This window comes from Flavobacterium sp. (assembly GCF_044376915.1).
GTDB lineage: Bacteria > Bacteroidota > Bacteroidia > Flavobacteriales > Flavobacteriaceae > Flavobacterium.
Window position 1 is genome coordinate 1 of sequence record NZ_JBILKB010000022.1, and the last position, 19,437, is coordinate 19,437.

Annotated in this window: 21 protein-coding genes; 12 read left to right on the forward strand and 9 right to left on the reverse strand. The window is 32.2% G+C overall.

Going from position 1 to position 19,437, the window contains the following annotated elements; translation table 11 throughout:
- Positions 1 to 203: 203 nt before the first annotated feature.
- A complete protein-coding gene (locus ACIQ6Z_RS03815; RefSeq protein ID WP_396209609.1) occupies positions 204 to 845 on the forward strand; it encodes a protein-L-isoaspartate(D-aspartate) O-methyltransferase in 642 nt (213 codons plus the stop codon).
- Positions 846 to 888: 43 nt separating this feature from the next.
- Here ACIQ6Z_RS03815 and smpB read toward each other — a convergent pair whose 3' ends face one another.
- From smpB to ACIQ6Z_RS03830, 3 genes are read right to left on the reverse strand one after another with little or no spacing between them, the layout of a single operon-like run.
- On the reverse strand, positions 889 to 1,341 hold the full coding sequence (gene smpB, locus ACIQ6Z_RS03820; protein ID WP_396209610.1) for an SsrA-binding protein SmpB: 453 nt from the start codon (positions 1,339 to 1,341) through the stop codon (positions 889 to 891).
- Positions 1,342 to 1,384: 43 nt separating this feature from the next.
- A complete protein-coding gene (locus tag ACIQ6Z_RS03825; RefSeq protein ID WP_396209611.1) occupies positions 1,385 to 1,948 on the reverse strand; it encodes a GNAT family N-acetyltransferase in 564 nt (187 codons plus the stop codon).
- A gap of 11 nt (positions 1,949 to 1,959) precedes the next feature.
- Positions 1,960 to 2,562: a DUF2238 domain-containing protein gene (locus ACIQ6Z_RS03830; RefSeq protein ID WP_396209612.1), complete on the reverse strand. Its 603-nt coding sequence runs from the start codon at positions 2,560 to 2,562 to the stop codon at positions 1,960 to 1,962.
- Positions 2,563 to 2,637: 75 nt separating this feature from the next.
- On the opposite strand from ACIQ6Z_RS03830, the gene ACIQ6Z_RS03835 reads away from it, so the two are divergent.
- Positions 2,638 to 3,993 (forward strand): M28 family metallopeptidase, encoded by a 1,356-nt coding sequence (locus tag ACIQ6Z_RS03835; RefSeq protein ID WP_396209613.1) that lies wholly within the window; start codon positions 2,638 to 2,640, stop codon positions 3,991 to 3,993.
- Between the two features lie 55 nt (positions 3,994 to 4,048).
- On the opposite strand, the gene clpB is transcribed toward ACIQ6Z_RS03835, so the two are convergent.
- Positions 4,049 to 6,700 (reverse strand): ATP-dependent chaperone ClpB, encoded by a 2,652-nt coding sequence (clpB, locus tag ACIQ6Z_RS03840; RefSeq protein WP_396209614.1) that lies wholly within the window; start codon positions 6,698 to 6,700, stop codon positions 4,049 to 4,051.
- A gap of 185 nt (positions 6,701 to 6,885) precedes the next feature.
- On the opposite strand from clpB, the gene ytxJ reads away from it, so the two are divergent.
- Positions 6,886 to 7,215, forward strand: coding sequence for a bacillithiol system redox-active protein YtxJ (gene ytxJ, locus ACIQ6Z_RS03845; protein WP_396209615.1), 330 nt, complete (start codon positions 6,886 to 6,888; stop codon positions 7,213 to 7,215).
- 39 nt (positions 7,216 to 7,254) lie between these two features.
- Here the strand turns inward: ytxJ and ACIQ6Z_RS03850 are convergent, their stop codons facing one another.
- The 5 genes from ACIQ6Z_RS03850 to ACIQ6Z_RS03870 all read right to left on the reverse strand — a co-directional run bounded on the left by ACIQ6Z_RS03850 (position 7,255) and on the right by ACIQ6Z_RS03870 (position 12,013).
- Complete coding sequence (locus ACIQ6Z_RS03850; RefSeq protein ID WP_396209616.1) at positions 7,255 to 8,277, reverse strand: M28 family metallopeptidase; 1,023 nt, start codon at positions 8,275 to 8,277, stop codon at positions 7,255 to 7,257.
- A 112-nt stretch (positions 8,278 to 8,389) separates the two neighbouring features.
- Complete coding sequence (locus ACIQ6Z_RS03855) at positions 8,390 to 8,722, reverse strand: DUF6150 family protein (protein ID WP_396209617.1); 333 nt, start codon at positions 8,720 to 8,722, stop codon at positions 8,390 to 8,392.
- A gap of 62 nt (positions 8,723 to 8,784) precedes the next feature.
- Positions 8,785 to 9,636, reverse strand: a complete 852-nt coding sequence (locus ACIQ6Z_RS03860) for an EamA family transporter (RefSeq protein ID WP_396209618.1) — start codon at positions 9,634 to 9,636, stop codon at positions 8,785 to 8,787.
- Positions 9,633 to 10,667 (reverse strand): hypothetical protein, encoded by a 1,035-nt coding sequence (locus ACIQ6Z_RS03865; RefSeq protein WP_396209619.1) that lies wholly within the window; start codon positions 10,665 to 10,667, stop codon positions 9,633 to 9,635. The genes ACIQ6Z_RS03860 and ACIQ6Z_RS03865 overlap by 4 nt, the downstream gene beginning before the upstream one ends.
- Before the next feature lie 53 nt (positions 10,668 to 10,720).
- Positions 10,721 to 12,013, reverse strand: coding sequence for a hypothetical protein (locus tag ACIQ6Z_RS03870; protein WP_396209620.1), 1,293 nt, complete (start codon positions 12,011 to 12,013; stop codon positions 10,721 to 10,723).
- Positions 12,014 to 12,204: 191 nt separating this feature from the next.
- Here ACIQ6Z_RS03870 and ACIQ6Z_RS03875 point away from each other — a divergent pair, with 191 nt between their 5' ends.
- The 9 genes from ACIQ6Z_RS03875 to ACIQ6Z_RS03915 all read left to right on the forward strand — a co-directional run bounded on the left by ACIQ6Z_RS03875 (position 12,205) and on the right by ACIQ6Z_RS03915 (position 19,285).
- Entirely contained in the window at positions 12,205 to 12,561 is a 357-nt protein-coding gene (locus ACIQ6Z_RS03875; protein WP_396209621.1) for a hypothetical protein, read from the forward strand.
- A gap of 27 nt (positions 12,562 to 12,588) precedes the next feature.
- The gene (locus ACIQ6Z_RS03880) at positions 12,589 to 13,176 is read left to right on the forward strand and encodes a porin family protein (protein ID WP_396209622.1); all 588 of its coding nucleotides are present in this window, start codon (positions 12,589 to 12,591) and stop codon (positions 13,174 to 13,176) included.
- 39 nt (positions 13,177 to 13,215) lie between these two features.
- Positions 13,216 to 14,535: a hypothetical protein gene (locus tag ACIQ6Z_RS03885; RefSeq protein ID WP_396209623.1), complete on the forward strand. Its 1,320-nt coding sequence runs from the start codon at positions 13,216 to 13,218 to the stop codon at positions 14,533 to 14,535.
- Between the two features lie 30 nt (positions 14,536 to 14,565).
- Entirely contained in the window at positions 14,566 to 15,951 is a 1,386-nt protein-coding gene (locus tag ACIQ6Z_RS03890; RefSeq protein WP_396209624.1) for a DUF6175 family protein, read from the forward strand.
- Between the two features lie 5 nt (positions 15,952 to 15,956).
- Positions 15,957 to 16,442 (forward strand): hypothetical protein, encoded by a 486-nt coding sequence (locus tag ACIQ6Z_RS03895; protein ID WP_396209625.1) that lies wholly within the window; start codon positions 15,957 to 15,959, stop codon positions 16,440 to 16,442.
- A gap of 6 nt (positions 16,443 to 16,448) precedes the next feature.
- The gene (locus ACIQ6Z_RS03900; RefSeq protein WP_396209626.1) at positions 16,449 to 17,420 is read left to right on the forward strand and encodes a hypothetical protein; all 972 of its coding nucleotides are present in this window, start codon (positions 16,449 to 16,451) and stop codon (positions 17,418 to 17,420) included.
- Between the two features lie 40 nt (positions 17,421 to 17,460).
- Positions 17,461 to 18,075, forward strand: a complete 615-nt coding sequence (locus ACIQ6Z_RS03905) for a hypothetical protein (RefSeq protein WP_396209627.1) — start codon at positions 17,461 to 17,463, stop codon at positions 18,073 to 18,075.
- Positions 18,076 to 18,261: 186 nt separating this feature from the next.
- Positions 18,262 to 18,744, forward strand: coding sequence for a hypothetical protein (locus ACIQ6Z_RS03910; RefSeq protein WP_396209628.1), 483 nt, complete (start codon positions 18,262 to 18,264; stop codon positions 18,742 to 18,744).
- Between the two features lie 25 nt (positions 18,745 to 18,769).
- Positions 18,770 to 19,285, forward strand: coding sequence for an outer membrane beta-barrel protein (locus ACIQ6Z_RS03915; protein WP_396209629.1), 516 nt, complete (start codon positions 18,770 to 18,772; stop codon positions 19,283 to 19,285).
- Positions 19,286 to 19,437: the final 152 nt, after the last annotated feature.

The following is a 19,437-nucleotide window of genomic DNA, read 5'->3' on the forward strand; positions in this document are numbered from 1 at the left end:
AATGTATTTTCCCCAAGTGACCAGCACCTAAAACGCCTACTTTTAGCATAAAATAAAATTTTATCAAAAGTACTAATTATTACCTAAATTCCAATTTTGAAAACCCAATTTGCAAACAATTAAAATAGTTGTTTTATTTGGAATTTGAAATTTGCATTTTGATTTTTTTCAAGTTATTTTTACGAAATAAATCAGGACCCAAATTGAAGGATACCAATAAACATCAAGGACTTAGAAATCAACTCGTAAAAGTGTTGGAAGAAAAGGGCATAACCGATAAAAATGTGTTAGTCGCTATTGGTAAAATTCCGCGCCATCTTTTTTTAGCAGAAATTTTTGAAAATTTTGCCTACCAGGATACGGCATTTCCTATTGGATCCGATCAAACCATTTCTCAGCCGTATACAGTAGCTTATCAAAGCCAATTATTAGAAATTAAGAAAGGCGATAAAGTCTTAGAGATAGGGACGGGTAGTGGGTATCAAACCGCTGTTTTGTGCTTGTTGGGCGCGGTAGTTTATACTGTTGAACGCCAAAATAAATTGTTTAAAAATACCCTGCGTGAGTTGCCAAAATTGGGTTTCCATCCAAAGAAAATGGTTTTTGGCGACGGGTATAAAGGATTGCCGGAAGCGGCTCCATTTGATAGTATTATTGTAACTGCGGGTGCGCCGGTTATTCCCCAAGCTTTAATGGCCCAACTGAAAATTGGAGGTCGATTGGTTATTCCAGTGGGTGAAAAAGAACAAATTATGACGCTATTGATTCGTAAGAACGAAACCCAATTTGAAAAACATGAATTTGGTGATTGTAAATTTGTTCCCTTATTAGAAAATAAAAATTAATTAACTGTAATTAATTTTAGTTAGGAAAAAAACTTTCGAAAAGTTAAAAAGCTTTTTTGATGCGATCCAAATCGCGTTTGGTATCTTGTTCCTTTAAAGATTCCCGTTTATCATAATTCTTTTTACCTCTGCAAAGCGCAATTTCAAGCTTGGCCAAGCCTTTTTCATTGGTATATAAGCGAAGTGGAACAATCGTTAACCCTTTGTTTTCCGAATCTTTATTAAGCTTTTTTAATTCTTTTTTATTTAAAAGAAGTTTGCGTTCGCTCTTCGTTTTGTGATTGTAGTGGGTACCATACAAATACTCTTCAATAGTGGAGTTGATGACAAAAAGTTCGCCTTCGTGAAATTCACAAAAACTTTCTGTAATGGAGGCTTTACCCAAACGAATCGATTTAATTTCGGTACCGGATAAAACAATTCCAGCCGAGTATTTGTCGAGAATTTCGTAATCGAATTTTGCCCGTTTATTGAGTATGTTGATCGTTTTTAACATGTGACCACAAAGGTACTTTAAAAATCTATAATTTTATAGGAAACTATTTTTTTATAAAATTGCGTTGCAACAATCCATAAACTACCGTATCCGTAAATTCATGGTTGTAATAAAAATTTTCTTTAAAATGGGCTTCTTTTACAAACCCCGATTTTTGTAAAACACGTTCTGAGGCAGTATGTCTCGCATCAATAACCGCTTCAATGGAATGAAATCTAAGGGTATGGAATGCATAATCTAATAGGGTGTTTATGGCTTCTGTTGCGTAGCCTTTTCCCCAATGTTCGGGTGCAATCATATAGCCTAATTCGGTTCTATAATGCTCGGGTTGCGTTCTATAAAATCCCATAAGACCAATGCATATATCGTTACCTTTTTCTGTAACTGCCCAATTAATATCCAAGTTTTCATCGATTTTATCATTGATTTGTTTAATATGTGCTATGGCATCTTCCAGACTTTTTGCCAAAGGTCTTGGAATGTATTTCATGGTGTCTGGGTTTCCTCGAAGACGTAAAATTTCAGGTGCATCAGCATCGGTTAGTTTTCGAAATTGCAAGCGCCCAGATTCGAGCTCAGGAAAAGGAGAGAAGTTTAGGTGTAGCATCGTAATTTAAATTAGGGTTCAAGGTTGTTGATGGCGTCGTCGTGTTTTTTACTTAAAAATAGGAGCATACAACTCGCCCCAATAGTTGCCAAGAGCATATCTGATTGTGTGTCCCAGACATAACCTTGCGTTCCTAGAAAGGCATCACCACCTTCACCGGTACCTATGGAAACCCACCATTCAATCCACTCATAAGCACCACTAATTGCTAAACAGATAGAGATAATGATAAAATTGAAATAGTTTTTGTTGGCTACCACATTTTTTCTAATAAACAATTCTCTAGTAATCATTGCAGGTACAAATCCTTGTGCAAAATGACCCAATTTGTCATAGTTGTTTCGGCTGTGATTAAAAGTATCTTTTATCCAATCAAACACAGGCACTTCGGCATAAGTATAATGCCCTCCAAGGAATAAAATATAGCAATGGAGAAGTATGAAGAAATAGGTGAAATTTGTAAAAGGAAATTTTTTATTGGTAAAAGTTAATATGATAAATCCTATAATGGCTGGAGAAACTTCTAAAAACCAAGTGAAATATTCTTTAGGATGGATACCAGAGAGTACTAATCCAAAACAGAATAACAGAATAAAGATTTGCTTTGTTTTCATGCGTGCCAATTTACTATTTTTAACTATTTAAATGAAATTTAACTATTATTATTGCTAAATTTGAATAAAAAACAAATGAAACATATTTATTTTATTAGCTTTTTATGCTTTAGTCAACTTTTTTTTAGTCAAACGGATTCCAAAATTTATTCGATAATTGATCAAATTGATACCAAGCGAATTGAAGCTGATATAAGAGTTTTGGCAAATTTTGGAACTAGAAACACTTTTAGTGATACGATTTCTAATAAAAGAGGAATAGGGGCAGCAAGAAGATGGATAAAATCTGAATTTGAAAAGGTGTCTAAAGATTGTTCCAATTGTTTGGACGTTTTTTATCAAAGAGATTTTGTAACCACAAATGATGGCGAGCGTGTTCCTAAAGACACTTGGATTGTAAATGTTGTAGCCGTCCAAAGAGGAACGGCGAATAGCAATCGTTATGTAATTATGACGGGAGATATAGATAGTAGAAATTCAGATCCAATTGATGCAACTAAAGACGCGCCTGGTGCCAATGATAATGCTTCAGGAATGGCAGGGACAATTGAAGCGGCGAGGGTTTTATCACAATATAAATTTGATTACAATATAGTCTATTTGGGATTATCGGGAGAAGAACAAGGTTTGTTCGGTGGAAAAGGTTTTGCAGCCTTTGCTAAAAATAATAATTGGGAAATTATAGGGGTTTTAAACAATGACATGATTGGAAATATTGAAGGGGTTAATGGTGTTATTGATAACAGAACTTTTAGAATTTTTTCTGAACCTACTTCCGTTACTGAAACCGAAAAAGAGATTAGTAATAGACGATTTTATGGTGGTGAAGTAGATGGTATTTCCAGACAACTTGCTCGATACATTCACAAATTGACCTTAACATACATGCCCGAAATGAATCCAATGATGATCTACAGGTTAGATCGATTTGGTAGAGGAGGGCATCACCGACCTTTTAATGATTTGGGTTTTGCAGGCGTTAGAATTATGGAAGCACAAGAAAATTATAACAGACAGCATCAAGATATAAGAGAAGAAAATGGGATTAAATATGGTGATGTTATCGAAGGTGTTAATTTTGAATACGCAAATAAATTAACGGCAGTAAATGCTATAACATTAGCGAGTTTGGCATGGGCATCTCCTGAGCCTAAAAATGTAAGAATTGGAGGGATTGTAGCTCCCAGTACCAAATTAAAATGGGATAAAGCCACAGCTAAAAATATAATTGGATATAAAATTTATTGGCGTTTAACTACCGCTTCTCAGTGGGAATTTAGTCGTTTTGTTGGTGATGTAGATCAATTTGAATTGGAAGGAATTGTAATCGATAATTATTATTTTGGGGTAGCCTCAGTTTCAAATACAGGACATGAAAGCATTGTCGTTTTTCCTAACGATATAATTAGAACTTCTTTCAAAAGAAAATAATAAAAAAACACCAATTCATAATTGAATTGGTGTTGCACAAACTAAACAAACTTTTTTATTTAACGAAATCACTTTCGTTTCTAAAGACCAATTGATCTTCAAAACAATCCAATAATATAATGCTTTCGGCGGTTACTTTACCCGCTAAGATTTCTTTGGAAAGTTGGTTTAACACTTCGCGTTGAATCACTCGTTTTACTGGCCGTGCGCCATATTGCGGATCATATCCTTTTTGTGCCAAATAATCAATAGCTTCTGTTGTGGCATCTAAAGTGATTTGTTGTTTGGCCAACATTTTAATTACTCCTTTCAATTGTAAGCCTACAATTTCTCTAATATTGGCATTGGTTAGTGGGGTGAACATTACAATTTCATCAATTCTATTGATGAATTCGGGGCGAACAATTTGTTTCAACAACCCTAACACTTCTGTTTTAGCTGCTTCAGTAGTTGTCTCAATAGTTCCATTTAACGTATCAAATTTTTCTTGAATGATGGCACTACCCATATTTGACGTCATGATGATGATAGTGTTTTTAAAATCCGCTACACGCCCTTTGTTATCGGTCAAACGACCTTCGTCTAATACTTGCAATAAGATGTTAAAGGTATCGGGATGTGCTTTTTCAATTTCGTCTAATAATATTACAGAATAAGGTTTTCTCCGAACAGCCTCCGTCAATTGTCCGCCTTCGTCATAACCTACATAGCCAGGAGGTGCTCCTACCAATCTACTTACTGAATGTCGTTCTTGGTATTCGCTCATATCTATTCGAGTCATTGCATTTTCATCGTCAAACAAATATTCGGCTAACGCTTTGGCTAATTCTGTTTTTCCCACACCGGTAGTGCCTAAGAATAGAAAGGAACCAATAGGTTTTTTCATGTCTTGCAACCCAGCCCGACTTCGTCGAACGGCATCACTTACTGCTTCAATGGCTTCTTCTTGGCCTACCACTCTTTGATGGAGTTCAGCTTCTAAACTAAGGAGTTTTTCTCGTTCCCCTTGCAGCATTTTCATCACAGGAATTCCAGTCCATTTGGCCACCACTTCCGCAATATCTTCTCGCGTAACTTCTTCTTTTATGAGTGAATTTCCCGCTTGATTTTGGGCCAATTGTATTTGAAGGGTATCCAAGCGCTCATGAGCTTCCTTGATTTTTCCGTATCTAATTTCGGCTACTTTTCCATAATCGCCGTTGCGTTCGGCTTGTTCGGCTTCGTTTTTGAAATCTTCAATTTCTTGTTTTACATTTTGAATTTGGTCTACTACATCTTTCTCCGATTTCCATTGCGTATAGATTTCATTACGTTCTTCTTTTAAATTGGCTAAATCTAAACCCAACACTTTCAATTTTGTTTCGTCATTTTGCCGCACTTGATTGTTTATTTCAGAGGGGTTCGGCGCATCTTCGATTTCACGTTTAATTGCCTCCGTTTCAATTTCTAATTGCATGATTTTCCGATCCAAAACATCTAATTCTTCAGGTTTTGAATTGATTTCCATTCGCAACTTTGAAGCGGCTTCGTCCATCAAGTCAATCGCTTTATCGGGTAAGAAACGATTGGTAATATAGCGTTGGGAAAGTTCCACGGCAGCAATAATTGCGTCGTCTTTGATGCGAACTTTGTGATGGGTTTCATACTTTTCTTTGATCCCACGCAATATTGAAATAGCGCTTTCTGTATCGGGTTCGTCTACCATTACTTTTTGGAAACGGCGTTCTAAGGCTTTGTCCTTTTCAAAATATTTTTGATATTCATCTAGTGTAGTGGCTCCAATTGCTCGTAACTCACCTCGAGCCAATGCGGGTTTTAGTATATTGGCTGCATCCATAGCGCCTTCACCACCACCAGCACCTACTAAGGTGTGAATTTCATCGATGAAGAGTACAATGTCGCCCTCGGCTGAGGTTACTTCTTTGACTACCGCTTTTAAACGTTCTTCAAATTCCCCTTTGTATTTTGCGCCCGCGATTAATGCTCCCATATCCAAGGAATAGACAATTTTATCTTTTAGATTTTCAGGAACATCCCCATCGACAATTCTATGGGCCAATCCTTCAGCAATAGCTGTTTTACCGACTCCGGGTTCGCCAACTAGCATAGGGTTGTTTTTAGTACGACGGGTTAAAATTTGCAATACCCTACGAATTTCTTCATCCCTACCAATTACCGGGTCCAGTTTCCCATTTTTAGCCAATTCGTTGAGGTTTTTCGCATATTTATTTAAGGAATTATAGGTTTCCTCTGCCGAAGTAGAGGTAACGCGTTCGCCTTTACGCATTTCGTCAACAGCTGCTTGAAGTCCATTACCGGTTACTCCTTGATCTTTTAGTATTTGGGCAACCGAACTTTTCGACTTAAAAATTGCTAAAATCAAATGTTCTATAGTGACGAATTCATCGTTCATTTTTTGAGCAATGTTCTCTGCTTCGTTTAAGGTATTACTGGTCTCTCTTGAAAATAGGATATCGCCACCTGAAACTTTAGGAAAACTTTGTAAGGTACTTTCTAGTATTTTTTTGAATAATACCAGATTTACATTTAATTTTTTTAAAAGAAATGGGGTTACATTTTCATCAACAGCTAGAATTCCACTAAAGAGGTGTGCGATTTCTATTTGTTGGTGTCCCAATTGTTGTGCAATGCGTTGCGCTTGTTGAAGAGCTTCTTGCGTTTTGATGGTGAATTTATTGCTGTTCATTTTACTTGTTTGTTGTACGTTCTATACTACTCGGTCAATATGTATTCCAAAGTAGAATTGCAGCCATTTTGACGTTTTTTTATTTATTTTTTAATATAATTCGGTCAAAATGGCTTATAATGACTCAAAAATTGTTTTTTTTCGAAAATATTTTACGTTATTTGGCACACTAAAAAAATTACAACATGAATTGGAATGAATTGACATCAACGGACCAATTGGAATTAATTGCAACCCAATCTGAAACCCAACCAGTTTTGATTTTTAAGCACAGTACCCGCTGCAGCATCAGTAGATTTGCGCTCAAGCAATTTGAGTTTGAATTTGATTTGCAAAATGTAATTCAGCCTTATTATTTGGACTTACTGAATTATAGAGAGGTTTCAAATGAGATTGCGGACAGGTACAAGGTACATCATCAATCACCACAAGTGATTGTATTAAAGAATAGGGAAGTGATCTATCATGTTTCGCATGAAGGGATAGCGGTTTCCGAATTGAAAAAAATAGTATAAAAAAAAGCATTTGATCTCAAATGCTTTTTTTTTAAAATTTTATTTTCCGTCTCGATCTACTTTGATGCGTTCCGGTCTGTTGGCTAATTCCCAAGCTAGCACAAATGCAAGTTGTGCTCTTTTGGCCAAGGCATCATATTCAATTTTATCGGGTGTATCTGAAGATTGGTGATAGTCTGCATGAATTCCATTGAAAAAGAAGATCGCTGGAATACCTTTTTTAGCAAAGTTATAATGATCTGAACGAAAATAGATGCGTTCAGGATCTTTGCGGTCATTGTACTTGTAGTCTAATTCTAATTGGGTGTATTTTGCATTTACTTCTTCGTTGATGATATGTAATTCACTACTTAAACGATCCGAACCAATAACATATATGTAATTGTTGGTTTTTGGGTGTAATGTATCGCGTCTTCCAATCATATCAATGTTGATATCTGCTATCGTATTTTCAATAGGAAATAAAGGATTCTCAGAATAAAAACGAGAGCCAAGTAAACCGTGTTCTTCACCTGTTACATGCAAGAAAAGGATAGAACGTTTGGGACCAAAGCCTTGTTTTTTAGCTTCATTAAACGCTTGTGCGATTTCCAATAAGGCTACAGTACCAGAGCCATCATCGTCGGCACCGTTAAATACCTCGCCATTTTTCATACCCACATGGTCGTAATGTGCCGATATAACTAGGATTTCTTCAGGTTTTTCAGAACCTTCTATAAAAGCCCAAATGTTTTCAGAATCGTTCAATTTAGGAGCAAATCCACGTTTCATAAATTCCGATGGGACTTTTTGATAGAAATCACTAGCCCCTTTTGGGAAACTTATGCCGTTTTTTTTGTATTCGTTGATGAGGTATTCACCGGCTCTTTTTTGCCCAGGTTCGCCTGTATTTCTACCTTCCATATTGTCGTCGGCAATAATATAAAGGTGTTTGCTCAATTCAGTAGGAGTGATGCTATTCTTAAAAGCGGTTACATCAGCTATTTTTTTTGCGTTTTGAGCATAGGAAGTACCTACTAGAATAAATGCTAAGGTAATTATGGATACAATATTTTTTTTCATTTGGTATTTATTTTTGATAAAAATAGGAATATTTTTTTATTTCTTTATGATAGATTAATTGGAAGTGAATAATTTGTTCTTGTATGTCATACTATAAAGTAAAATCACAGAATCAATACAAAAGATGTTTTTTTTCGGGATTGCGCCATCCTGCTTGGTTTTCATACGGCACAAAGTAAATTTTTATATCGGCTTGGTTTTCGTAGTCTACAAAATAGATTTTTGTTTTTGCCTGATTGAAATATTGGGTAAAAAACCACTTCCCATTGTTCTCTCCTGCTTGGTTTTCGTACTTCACTTTATATATTTTTAAGTCGGCTTGGTTTTCATATTTTACAACAAAAACTTTTACATCTGCCTGGTTAGCATATTGGGTGCTAAATACTTTTTGAGCATTGGTTAAAGAACAAAACATAATAAATGCAAAGCTAATAAATGATTTCATAGTGATTATTTTTAATCAAATATATTAAAAAAAGCATTGCTTGTCTCAATTCCCCCTTTAAGTTATGAGCTTTGATAATGTAAAATAAAGGCACCACAAGCTATAATAGTTATTGCAATTCCATTTGTAAAACTCATTTTTTCTCTAAAAAAGAGCGCCCCAAAAGTAATTGTCAATAGAGGCGTTACAAGAAATAGTATACTTGAAATAAATGGATTAGTAATTTTTAAACCTAAAAAACTAAAGAGTAGGGCTAAGAAAATAATGAATGCCATTAGTAGTGCATTCGGTAAATATTTTAAGATATTACTACTTATTTCGGCACGATTACTAGTTAAAATAGAAATTAGAACAGCCGTACAGAAAACCACCAGTTCTTGATTAGAAATAATAAGTATCGCAGGTACATTAGTATCTAAATTTTTCCAATGTATTAATGAAGAAAATCCAAAACTCAATGTCATACCCAGAAGAATTAAATGCTGTTTGGGGCTAATTTTAGATTCATTTTCTCTATTATGATAGATGTATAGTAAGAAACCAAGGAAAATGATGATCAATCCAAGTATGGATATCATTACAGGCGTATTTTCAAAGAAATACAAATACAAAGCGGTGAATATGATACCGAGTAAATTATAAATGCCCAGCCATTGAAGAGGTGCTTTTTTAAGGACAGTTAGCATACAAATCAAGCCCAAGACTCCAAATAGTGAGCCCAAAGTAATTTTTCCTAACGGCTGGTTTTGGTATATTTCAAAACCATGCACATATAGTAATATAGAGGTAGCAATGATAGTTGTGAAAAACGCTCTGTATCCAATTAAAAAAGGTACCGAACAATTTTGTAGGTTTTTCTTCCACAATACATTGTTTAATGCAAACAGTACAATAGATAAAAATATATATATCATAATGGTAGAATGCTTGTAATCCCATTTGGGTTATACAATTTATCAAATTCTAGGGCGTGATTGTATCGGGAACTAATTTTTGTTTCAAACAATAGTTTTATTTCTGAATTTAGTTCGTTAAATTTTAAATCAGACAATACTTCTTTAGTGGTGTGGTACATGATATTTAATTCATGTAATGTATCTTTTTTCTCAATCTCTTTAAGGATCCAATTTTTAAAATATTCACTATATGCTTTTAGTTGAATATTAGAACTGTTTTTGATTTTGAGATACCAAAATTTATAAGCCATAAAACGTGTTTGAGGAAATACATGCAATTGATCTATTGAAGCTTCCCAGCATGGGTCTTCAAATAATTTTTTACCATATTCCACTGCTTTTGGGTTTGATGTTAAATAATAATGGCGAAATAAAACCGCTTGTGTAAATACAAGATCCCGAATGTAATCATTAGAATTTTTATCCGTAGCATTCATGTAAAATTCTATACTTTCTGCATAACCATTCATTCTGTGATAGGGATCAAATAAAGATTCAATCAAAATTTGTCGAACAAAATGATGTCGACCAAATTCTTTGATAAATTTTGGAAACGAATTTGTTTTTTGAAAGTTCATGAATGTTTTGACACCATAAAACTCTCTTGTTTTATAACTTTCCTCATCTAATGTATCAAATATATCAATTAGTGGTTTAAAATTTTCATTAACAACAAAACTTTTGATTACCGTATCAATGGCATTATTTAAAAATTTAGGTTCATTGAATAGATAATTGGAGTCATAATATTTCAAAAAAGTGTTCCAATCGGGATATCCACAAAATTTAGCCAATACGTTATAGGTGTTTTTGTATGGTTTATTGGTATGTTTATGGTATAGAAAAAAACGATAAAGAGTAGATTCAGATAAGAAACCAACTTTTTCATTTGCAATAAGTTGACTTATTAATCTACAATCATTTTTGGTGGTGATATAGATACCAGTTTTATTAAAAATGGTTTCTAATAATATTTTTTTATCGTTCATTCAATTTTTTTTAAAATTAACTATTTTTTTCTTAGTTGTAAAATTGTTTAAAATTACAGATATAAATTATCTAATTGATACTTGATTGATAATTTTTTGAAAACAAAAAAATTAGTCTTTTCGATGAGTCTATTCAATTGCATAAGTGCATGTTTATTAGACAATTTGTCTTTTTCTGAAAAACTAATTTTTAATTTAGTGAGGTAATAAAACAATGAAAAATAGTCATAATACCCAAGTTCAATTTTATCCAATTCTACAAGATCTAGATTTTTTTTTGCCGAGGCATATTTTTGCTGGTGCCAATTCACATTAGCCAAACCAATTAAATTGATAGTATTGGTTGTTTTAGAAGTCCATGAAACAGTTTCGAAAATTTCTTCGTAATGTTTTTCAAAAATCACAGATAGAACTTCATATTCTTCTTTTACTATAAGTGCTGCAATTACTTCTTGAGACATCAAACTTACTTGGTTTTTTTTTAATTCGCTCAGTATTTGATTTTCTAATTCGTCATCAAAAGAATTGGATTTTAATATCAAATAAGCCAAATATCTTCCCTTTAGCACATCGTGAAATGTTTTGTAGTCATTTGTTGTATTAATTGTATCAGTGTTTGTAGTAGTTTCATTTTGAAAAAAACGTTTGTAATAAAGCATAAGGTCTACAAAAAGTATGTCTGAATTTCGATTAGAAACTTTTTTTATCAATTCTAACACGAGTCCATAAGTTGAAGTCAAATTGGTATAATCAATGTAATATAACGGAACTAAATTTCTAAAATTGTCTATAGGTAGTAGCTTTTTATAAAGATCAATTGCTCTAGATTTTTCAACAAGTAATAAATGATAGGTAATAATGGTTGCAAACTTTAGTGCTTCACCATCTGTTAGTTTAGGAATTTTTACAGTTGTAAATATAAATTCCAAGGCATTAGGATTATTTTGACGGATATAATGAGCAATATAATTTGCTACTGCTACAATGTTGTTTTTGTTCGTAAATCCGGCTTCGATAGTTGCTGTAACTTCATTATCAATTTTATTATTTAATTGATAGTTAATGAGCTTTTGTTGAAAATACCATTCGTCAAAATTCAATTTATTGTTGATATAACTGGAATAGGATGCATAGCCTAAATAGTTAGATAATATGGTTAAGGTAGTGTGAGAAGGGACGGTTTTCGGTAAGAATCCAAATAATCTACGCATGGTATTGTAGCCAATTTTAGTAGCTACACCCGATTCAATTTCGTCTCTTAAATTTTTAATATCCTTTACATTCTGAACCGTAATCCTAGATTTTTTTTGAATGTCAATCAATATTTGTGTGTAGTCATTTTTCATTATGGGCTATTTATGGGCTAAATGTAATAATAATTTTAATAGATTTGCAAGTATTGAATAAAAAATTGTTCAAGTTAGTTCAAGTTGTTCATTTTCGAATATTAAGTATTAAGGTTTTGTTAAATTTAGTAAGTTTGTAAATTAACAAACAATTACAAACGGTTGTAATTTGTTTTTTTTAATATATAATTATGAAAAATACCATATTATTTTTTTTATTAATCTCTTCAATTAATTTATTTTCTCAAACAGATATAGTAGATTATTTAGAGGGAAGAAAATTCAAAAATGCGCGAACAGGTTTAGTAGTGACTTACGGCTATATTTCACATTTAAATACTAGTGGGATGAAATTTACGAATTCTTACGGGGATAACCATTATTTTATGAATTGCACCATCGAAAAGTCATCAGATGAACGATTTGCAGTGTTTACAGATTGTATGAATGTGGAAACTGGAGGCGGTGTAGGGAAAATTGTTGCTTACAGGAATAAACTCGTAATTATTGCCTCTGACGGCGAAATGGTTTACGAATTGATCAATTAAAATTTTATTATTTATATCTAGATTACTATGAAAAAAAGATTTTGCATTATTTTATTGTTACTCGTCTCTACCCAATTTTTTGGACAAAAAACAAAAAAAGATGAGGGTATTGTTTTTGGATTAAAAGGAGGGTTGAATGTTTCTAATTTTTCTGGAGATATTACTCATAATTCCAACAGAACGAGTATACATATTGGATTGTTTAGTGAAATTATTATGTCTGATAATTTTTCACTTCAGCCCGAACTTTTATATTCTGGACAAGGCTTCAGCGGTAGTGATACCCCAGGATTTAGTAGAAGTAAATACGATTATATTAATATTCCGGTTCTGGCAAAAATATATTTGGCTGAAAAGTTAAGTATAGAAGCCGGACCGCAAATAGGATTCCTAATTTCTGCAAAAGAAAAAACAGAAGATGATAAATTAACAATTTCAAATCAAAAAACTGTGGATTTTGGTTTGAATTTGGGATTTGCTTATGATTTGAAAAATGGTGTTTTCTTTCAAACTCGATACAATCTAGGAATAAGCAATGTGAATGCTGGATCCAATGAAAATGCTATTAAATATACTAATTCTGTTGTTCAACTTTCGGTTGGAATCAAACTTTAAAAAAATCAACTTTTATATACTAACTAAAATCAAAAAAAAATGAAAAAAAATCTATTGTTTACATTATTATTGATTTCTTCTTTTAATGCACTTGTTGCACAAACAAATGTTTTAGATTACAGAAGAAGTTCATTGCATATGGTATTAATTGAATCAGAAACTTTCCCTAAAAAGGAATTAGTTATGAAATCTTGGAATAATTACCCATTTCCAGATAAATATAACAATCATACTGTTGCCTCAAATACCTTTAATCCAGCAAAATATACTGTGACTGATGAGGAAAGAGAAGCTGCAGGTATCAAAAAACCAAGTGAAGCAGGTAAATTATTAAAAGGTGCTGTTTCTGAAGCGACTGGTGGAATAGTTGGTTCAAATGATCCAGACATGCCAGTTAAAATTCAAAAATTTATTGACGAAACTAAATTAGCAAACCAACTTGTAGCCAAATGGTATAACAGAACCAAAGAGGGTAAAATGGATACTAAATATGTAGCAGAAAAGTCAAAACAAAGTGCTTCTGCTGAAGCTAAAGAAGCGGCCGGTAGTGTTGCTGATGAAGGTGAATATTTCTATGATGAAGAACTTATTGGTGGAACATTTGTTGTTTTTAGTAAATTGCATTTTGTTGAAAATGAACCTGTTGCTAGAGTAATTCGTGATGCATTAATTACACAAGCTAGCAGTATTTCTGTTGAAATGGTAAGAAATAAAGCAATAGAAAAAGCGAACCAAGCATATGAAAGAGGTAAAGAGGGGTATAGTATTTGGACAAAAGTGTATTTATATCAACTTGTTTGGAATGATGAAGTAGCAGAAAGTTTTAGAACAACTTTCTTTAAAGCAGGTGATTCTTCTTTTGGAGCAAGTGAATGGGATAAGACAAATTTATTTAAATTAAAATTTGTTGGAGAAGAAAACACATCAAGTTTAGTTACTTTTTCAATCAAAGAAAAAAGAACAGAAGAAAAAATTATTGACATAGGAACTGTAAGAAATATAGATAATATTTTTGCAAAATTGCAGAAAAAATATGTAGTTTTCAGACCTGTGACGCCAATCTCATCTGTTGGACCAATTACTGCTATGATAGGACTTAAAGAAGGATTAGAACCAGGAGATAAATTTGAAATTTTAAAAAGCACAACAGATCCGAAAACAGGTAAAAAATCTTATGTAGCCTTTGCTAGTGCAAAAGTAGATAAAGATTTTCCAATTTTTGATAATTTGTACATACCCTCAGGAGAGAATAAAACAGATGAAGCCGGAAATGCAATTACTGGTCCTGGTTTTACTACTTTTAGTGGAGGGGATAAAAAAGTTGAAGCTGGAAGACATTTTCTAAGACTTTTGAAATAATTTAAACATTCATAAAACATTGTCAATAAAATGAAAAAGATTATATTAATTACTTTATTATTTATAGCTGTAGGAAATGTTTTTTCTCAAAAGAAAGGCGAAAAAGTAGAGCCTTGGCTAGATAATTATGACCGTATGCCATTTCAACAAGCTAAAGACGGTTCCATATTGATACAAATAAAAAATACGGGAACTGATGTAAATGATTGTATTGAAAAAGCAAAACAGCAAGCAGTTTATGCAGTTATATTTACCGGATATGCTGAAGGAAATAATATTCCTGCTGCAGCTGCAATTAGTCCAAATGGGGCTAGCTTGTATAATGAAAAATTAGATTTTTTTAAAGAATTTTTTACTAATACAACTTTGTATAGATCTTATGTGCCAAAAGCTATGTTGGATCCAAAAAATCCAGTAAGTGAAGTAGGTAAAAAGACAATAGAAGCATATGTTATTGTTACTGTTGAAATTACGAGATTACGAAAAGATTTAGAGAAGCAAAATATTATCAAATCATTATCAGATTTTGGATTTACTCCTACAGTTTTTGTTGTTCCTTCTGATGAATGGATGTCAAGAAATGGATATATCACAAAAAAAGATAATCAAGGCACAGTTGATGAAATATTCAACTATCCAGCTGCTATAATTGATCCAAAAATTTCTAAAGCATTATCAGCTATAGAGAGTAAATACAATAAGCCTAATGGACCTTTCAAGATTAGTGATATGAAGAGCAGATTGGATCAAATAAAAACAGAAGAAGCCAAAAATAATGCGAGATCAAAAGCAAAGCAAGAATCTTCTTTAGATATTTTTGCAAGAGTGCTTGCGGCTGATTTGTGGGTTAAAGTTGATATTGATGATGAACCAAAAGACGGTATGGGAAATCAAATGCTTGTTACACTTACAGGTATAGATCCTTATACAAATAACAAGGTGATTACTGGTACAACGATTCAAAAAACTACTCGTGGTGATGATAAATTTCAATTGATGATTAATTCAATTAATGGAGCCAGTGACGAATTGAGAACTTTAATTTTTGGTTATTTCCAAGAAAAGGTTACTACTGGTATTGAAGGAACATTGACATTAAGTTTGTCTGAAAATGCTGATTTTAATTTTGATACACCGTTTACTCAAAACGGCGAAGAAAAAGAGTTAAATAGAATTATTGCTAAGATCGTTAAGAAGTTTGCAAATGAGAGAGAGGAAACGATAGCAACAGAAACAACTAGAGTGTTTACAGCAAAAATTCCTTTGTTTTTTGAAGAAGATGGTGAAAAAGAAAAAAATTCCTTTAAGTATTTTGCAGAAAAAATAGTAGATGAATTAAAAAAGATAGGGATTACAAGTACTATTGAACCTTCTGGTTTAGGAAGAGTAGAAATATTTATCACAGGAAAAAAATAACGAATATGAAAACAATTAAGTTAGCTCTTTTATTATTTTTATTTCCAACTTTTATTTACGCACAAGACAAATTAGGGGGTAATTATAACTTTGAGACCGAATGTTTTGGAGCTGAGTTAGATGGTTCTATTACGGTAAAAGCATGGGGAAATGGCAGAAATAGATTAGACGCTGTTGAACAGGCCAAAAAGAGTGCGGTTAGAGATGTGATATTTAAGGGTGTTCACAATGGGAAGTCGGATTGTAGTAGATCTCCCATTCTGTTGGAACCTAATGCACAAGAAAGACACCAAGATTACTTTTATGGTTTTTTTGCGGATAATGGTCCGTATAAAGATTTTGTAAGTATGAAGGATGAAAGAATTTTTGATAAAGTAAAAAGAGATAAGAAAAAAGCCAGAGAATCTGTAACTCATGGCGTTGTTATTCGAGTTTTAGTTTATGAAATCAAAAAGAAATTAATTGAAGATGGTATTATTAAAACTAAATAAAAAGATATGAAAAAAATATATATACTTTTATTGTTAATTACTTATTCTAATGTTGGATTTTCACAGAATAATTTAGGAAGTTCCAATGATGAAGCTAGGATTTCACTTCTTGCTGTTTTTCCGCAACAAGTTTCTAAAATTTCAGAAGAGGCTAAAGCGGTATTAATTAACAAAATGAATTTAATTACTTCCAAATATGGCATTGGAGGAAGTACCGCTAAACAGCGTTTCATCATAACTGCAAATGTTATTGAGTTAACAAAGGATATTACTCCAACAACTCCAGCAATTTATACGTATAATCTTCAGTTGACATTATATATTGGTGACGGAATAGCTGGAACATTATTTTCAAGTTTACCAATCAGTTTAAAGGGTTCTGGAAAAAGTGAAGCCAAAGCATATATTATGGCTTTAAAAGGACTAGATACAAATGATCCTAAATATGGTGCATTTATAGAAGAAGGTAAAACCAAGATTATCAAATATTACAATAGCAAATGCGATTTTCTGTTAAAAGAAGCAGAAATGTTGACCAGTAAAAATGAATTTGATGCAGCTATTGCAACCTTAACAGCTATCCCTGAAGTTTGTAAAGATTGTTACGATAGAGCAATGTCTGCTGTTGCGCCAATTTATAAACAACAAATCGATCGTCAATGTAAGGCCAGTTTAATGGAAGCAAAAAATGCATGGAATCAAAGTCAAGATGCCTCCGGTGCTAGTGCCGCTTCTAATTATTTAGGACAAATTGATCCAAATGCGTCTTGTTATTCAGAAGCTATTGCCTTGTCTAATTCAATTGCTAAACGCATCAAAGAATTGGATCAACGTGAATGGAATTTCCAAATGAAACAACAACAAGATGATGTTGACATTCAAAAAGCTACTATTAAAGCTGCTAGAGATATTGGTGTTGCTTATGGCAACGGTCCAAAAGCGAATGTTGTACAATATAATGTTTATGGATGGTGGTAATAGATAGCAATAGATACATTAATTAAAATAATAATTTAGTATGAAAAAATATAGTTTTTTTATAGTTTTTTTAATTTCATTTTCAATAAATGCTCAAGTGCAAAGAGCTATTGAAGGAAGTTCCATAATAAGAAAAAATATTTTGGTCAATCAAGAATTTAATTTCTTTAGAGATTGGACTAATATTGCTTCATTCAAATCAGGTATAGGTGAAACTGTAAAAATGTATCCAATTATTTTTTCTACACCGGATAAAAAAATTATACTTCAAGGTTTACAGTTAGATGCTGAAGTTAAACCTCAAGAAACTGTCATTTCGTCTCAAACGGCGGTTAAGGGTATGTTTAAAAGGACGATTTTTATTGACAAAGATGATGTTAATGGAATGATTTCATTTATTGAAAGAGATATTGTACCCAATTTAAAAACAACTTACAAGAAACAATCTAAAGAATATGTTTTTAAATCGAATGAAATGTTTTTTTCTTTTTTGATAAATGAGAAAGATCTTAGAATCACTATTCATATTGCTGATTATGGACCATTAGGAGATAAAAAGGGTGCTGATCAAATTGAATTTTGGACAGAATCTAAAGTAGATGATATCCCCAATTTATTAAATACACTCAAAATTTTTGCAAAACAAATGAAATAGTGTTTTTAATTGTAATTTAAAACACCTAATGTATTAGGTGTTTTTTTATGTAAATTGTTTTAAATTTAATGGAGTAATAATTTAATTCTCAATTAAATTTATATGTTGTGCTTAAATAAAGAATTAAATCAATCAGGAAAGTCGAAAACTGTATAGAGTAGACAAAACTAACTATTATTAAATATTATGAGAAAAATTATTTTTTTAGGGCTCGCAAGTATTGGGTTTCTTTCAATTAGTTGTAAATCTACAGTAGCGAGTACAATTTCTACGCCACTATCAGTGACGGAGAATATTAGACCTTTAGATGCGGACATCTCAGTTGATGTAAGTAAAAAAATATCAGGTGAATCAAACGCTTTGTATTTTCTTTGTTTCAGGTTGAAAGGAGATTCAAAATATGTTGTAGGTGTAGATTATTCCACTCGAACAGGTTTCTTTTCTTCTGTTGTTTCAAAAGCAAAATCGGCAGCAGCTTATAAAGCTGTTACTGATTCCAATACAGATGTTATTGTACATCCAAATTATGTAGTAGATGTTGAAAACTATGTTTTTTTTAAGAAAGTAAATGTCAAAGTAACAGGTTATGCAGGAAAAATAAATAAAATTTATCAGCAAAATAACTGTAATCCATGTAGCTCCGACTGGAAAGGCGCTGTTATTAAATAATTAATTAAATTAAAAAAATAAATAAATGAAAAAATTTTTACTGTTTATTGGTCTAATTTCATTAGGCTTAAACGCGCAAGATATAAAGGGTGGTATAAGAATAGCTCCAAATATGGCAACATTTTCTTCAGATGTAGATAATTCTTCATCTGGAAAAGTTGGTTATAGTATAGGTTATATAGAAACTATGAATGTTAATTCACAATTTGCTCTACAAGGAGAGATTAGTTATACTCATATTTCATATGAAGCAAAAGATTCGTTTATGGGTCAAAGTGAAGATAAATCAACTTTTTCTAATAATTTTTTAGAAATTCCAATAATTGCAAAATATAGAATAAATGATGATTTAGCTATTGGTGGTGGATTACAATATTGTTGGGGTCTTGGCTCTTCTAATGATTCTGGTGGTTTAATTGATTTATCTTATGATATGGATAGTATCAAAATTGGAGCAAGATACTACAATGGTTCAAAGAAAATTTATAGTGGTAATTCACTTAATAATATTTCTCTTTCCATTGTATATATAATGTTTTAAATATTTCTTCACAAGAATTCCTATTTCTATATTAAAGAATTTAATTTTCTTTATATCAGCTAATGAATTTAGAAATAGAATTTATTTTGAGATTTTTTGAATATATTATAAATTTTAAATAATATAAAACACCTATTTTAAATAGGTGTTTT

Coding starts and splice junctions, on each gene's coding strand:
- smpB (WP_396209610.1), bottom strand. CDS start 1,341: ATGTTAAAAACGATCAACATACTCAATAAACGGGCAAAATTCGATTAC.
- ACIQ6Z_RS03825 (WP_396209611.1), bottom strand. CDS start 1,948: ATGCTACACCTAAACTTCTCTCCTTTTCCTGAGCTCGAATCTGGGCGC.
- ACIQ6Z_RS03830 (WP_396209612.1), bottom strand. CDS start 2,562: ATGAAAACAAAGCAAATCTTTATTCTGTTATTCTGTTTTGGATTAGTA.
- ACIQ6Z_RS03835 (WP_396209613.1), top strand. CDS start 2,638: ATGAAACATATTTATTTTATTAGCTTTTTATGCTTTAGTCAACTTTTT.
- clpB (WP_396209614.1), bottom strand. CDS start 6,700: ATGAACAGCAATAAATTCACCATCAAAACGCAAGAAGCTCTTCAACAA.
- ytxJ (WP_396209615.1), top strand. CDS start 6,886: ATGAATTGGAATGAATTGACATCAACGGACCAATTGGAATTAATTGCA.
- ACIQ6Z_RS03850 (WP_396209616.1), bottom strand. CDS start 8,277: ATGAAAAAAAATATTGTATCCATAATTACCTTAGCATTTATTCTAGTA.
- ACIQ6Z_RS03855 (WP_396209617.1), bottom strand. CDS start 8,722: ATGAAATCATTTATTAGCTTTGCATTTATTATGTTTTGTTCTTTAACC.
- ACIQ6Z_RS03860 (WP_396209618.1), bottom strand. CDS start 9,636: ATGATATATATATTTTTATCTATTGTACTGTTTGCATTAAACAATGTA.
- ACIQ6Z_RS03865 (WP_396209619.1), bottom strand. CDS start 10,667: ATGAACGATAAAAAAATATTATTAGAAACCATTTTTAATAAAACTGGT.
- ACIQ6Z_RS03870 (WP_396209620.1), bottom strand. CDS start 12,013: ATGAAAAATGACTACACACAAATATTGATTGACATTCAAAAAAAATCT.
- ACIQ6Z_RS03875 (WP_396209621.1), top strand. CDS start 12,205: ATGAAAAATACCATATTATTTTTTTTATTAATCTCTTCAATTAATTTA.
- ACIQ6Z_RS03880 (WP_396209622.1), top strand. CDS start 12,589: ATGAAAAAAAGATTTTGCATTATTTTATTGTTACTCGTCTCTACCCAA.
- ACIQ6Z_RS03885 (WP_396209623.1), top strand. CDS start 13,216: ATGAAAAAAAATCTATTGTTTACATTATTATTGATTTCTTCTTTTAAT.
- ACIQ6Z_RS03890 (WP_396209624.1), top strand. CDS start 14,566: ATGAAAAAGATTATATTAATTACTTTATTATTTATAGCTGTAGGAAAT.
- ACIQ6Z_RS03895 (WP_396209625.1), top strand. CDS start 15,957: ATGAAAACAATTAAGTTAGCTCTTTTATTATTTTTATTTCCAACTTTT.
- ACIQ6Z_RS03900 (WP_396209626.1), top strand. CDS start 16,449: ATGAAAAAAATATATATACTTTTATTGTTAATTACTTATTCTAATGTT.
- ACIQ6Z_RS03905 (WP_396209627.1), top strand. CDS start 17,461: ATGAAAAAATATAGTTTTTTTATAGTTTTTTTAATTTCATTTTCAATA.
- ACIQ6Z_RS03910 (WP_396209628.1), top strand. CDS start 18,262: ATGAGAAAAATTATTTTTTTAGGGCTCGCAAGTATTGGGTTTCTTTCA.
- ACIQ6Z_RS03915 (WP_396209629.1), top strand. CDS start 18,770: ATGAAAAAATTTTTACTGTTTATTGGTCTAATTTCATTAGGCTTAAAC.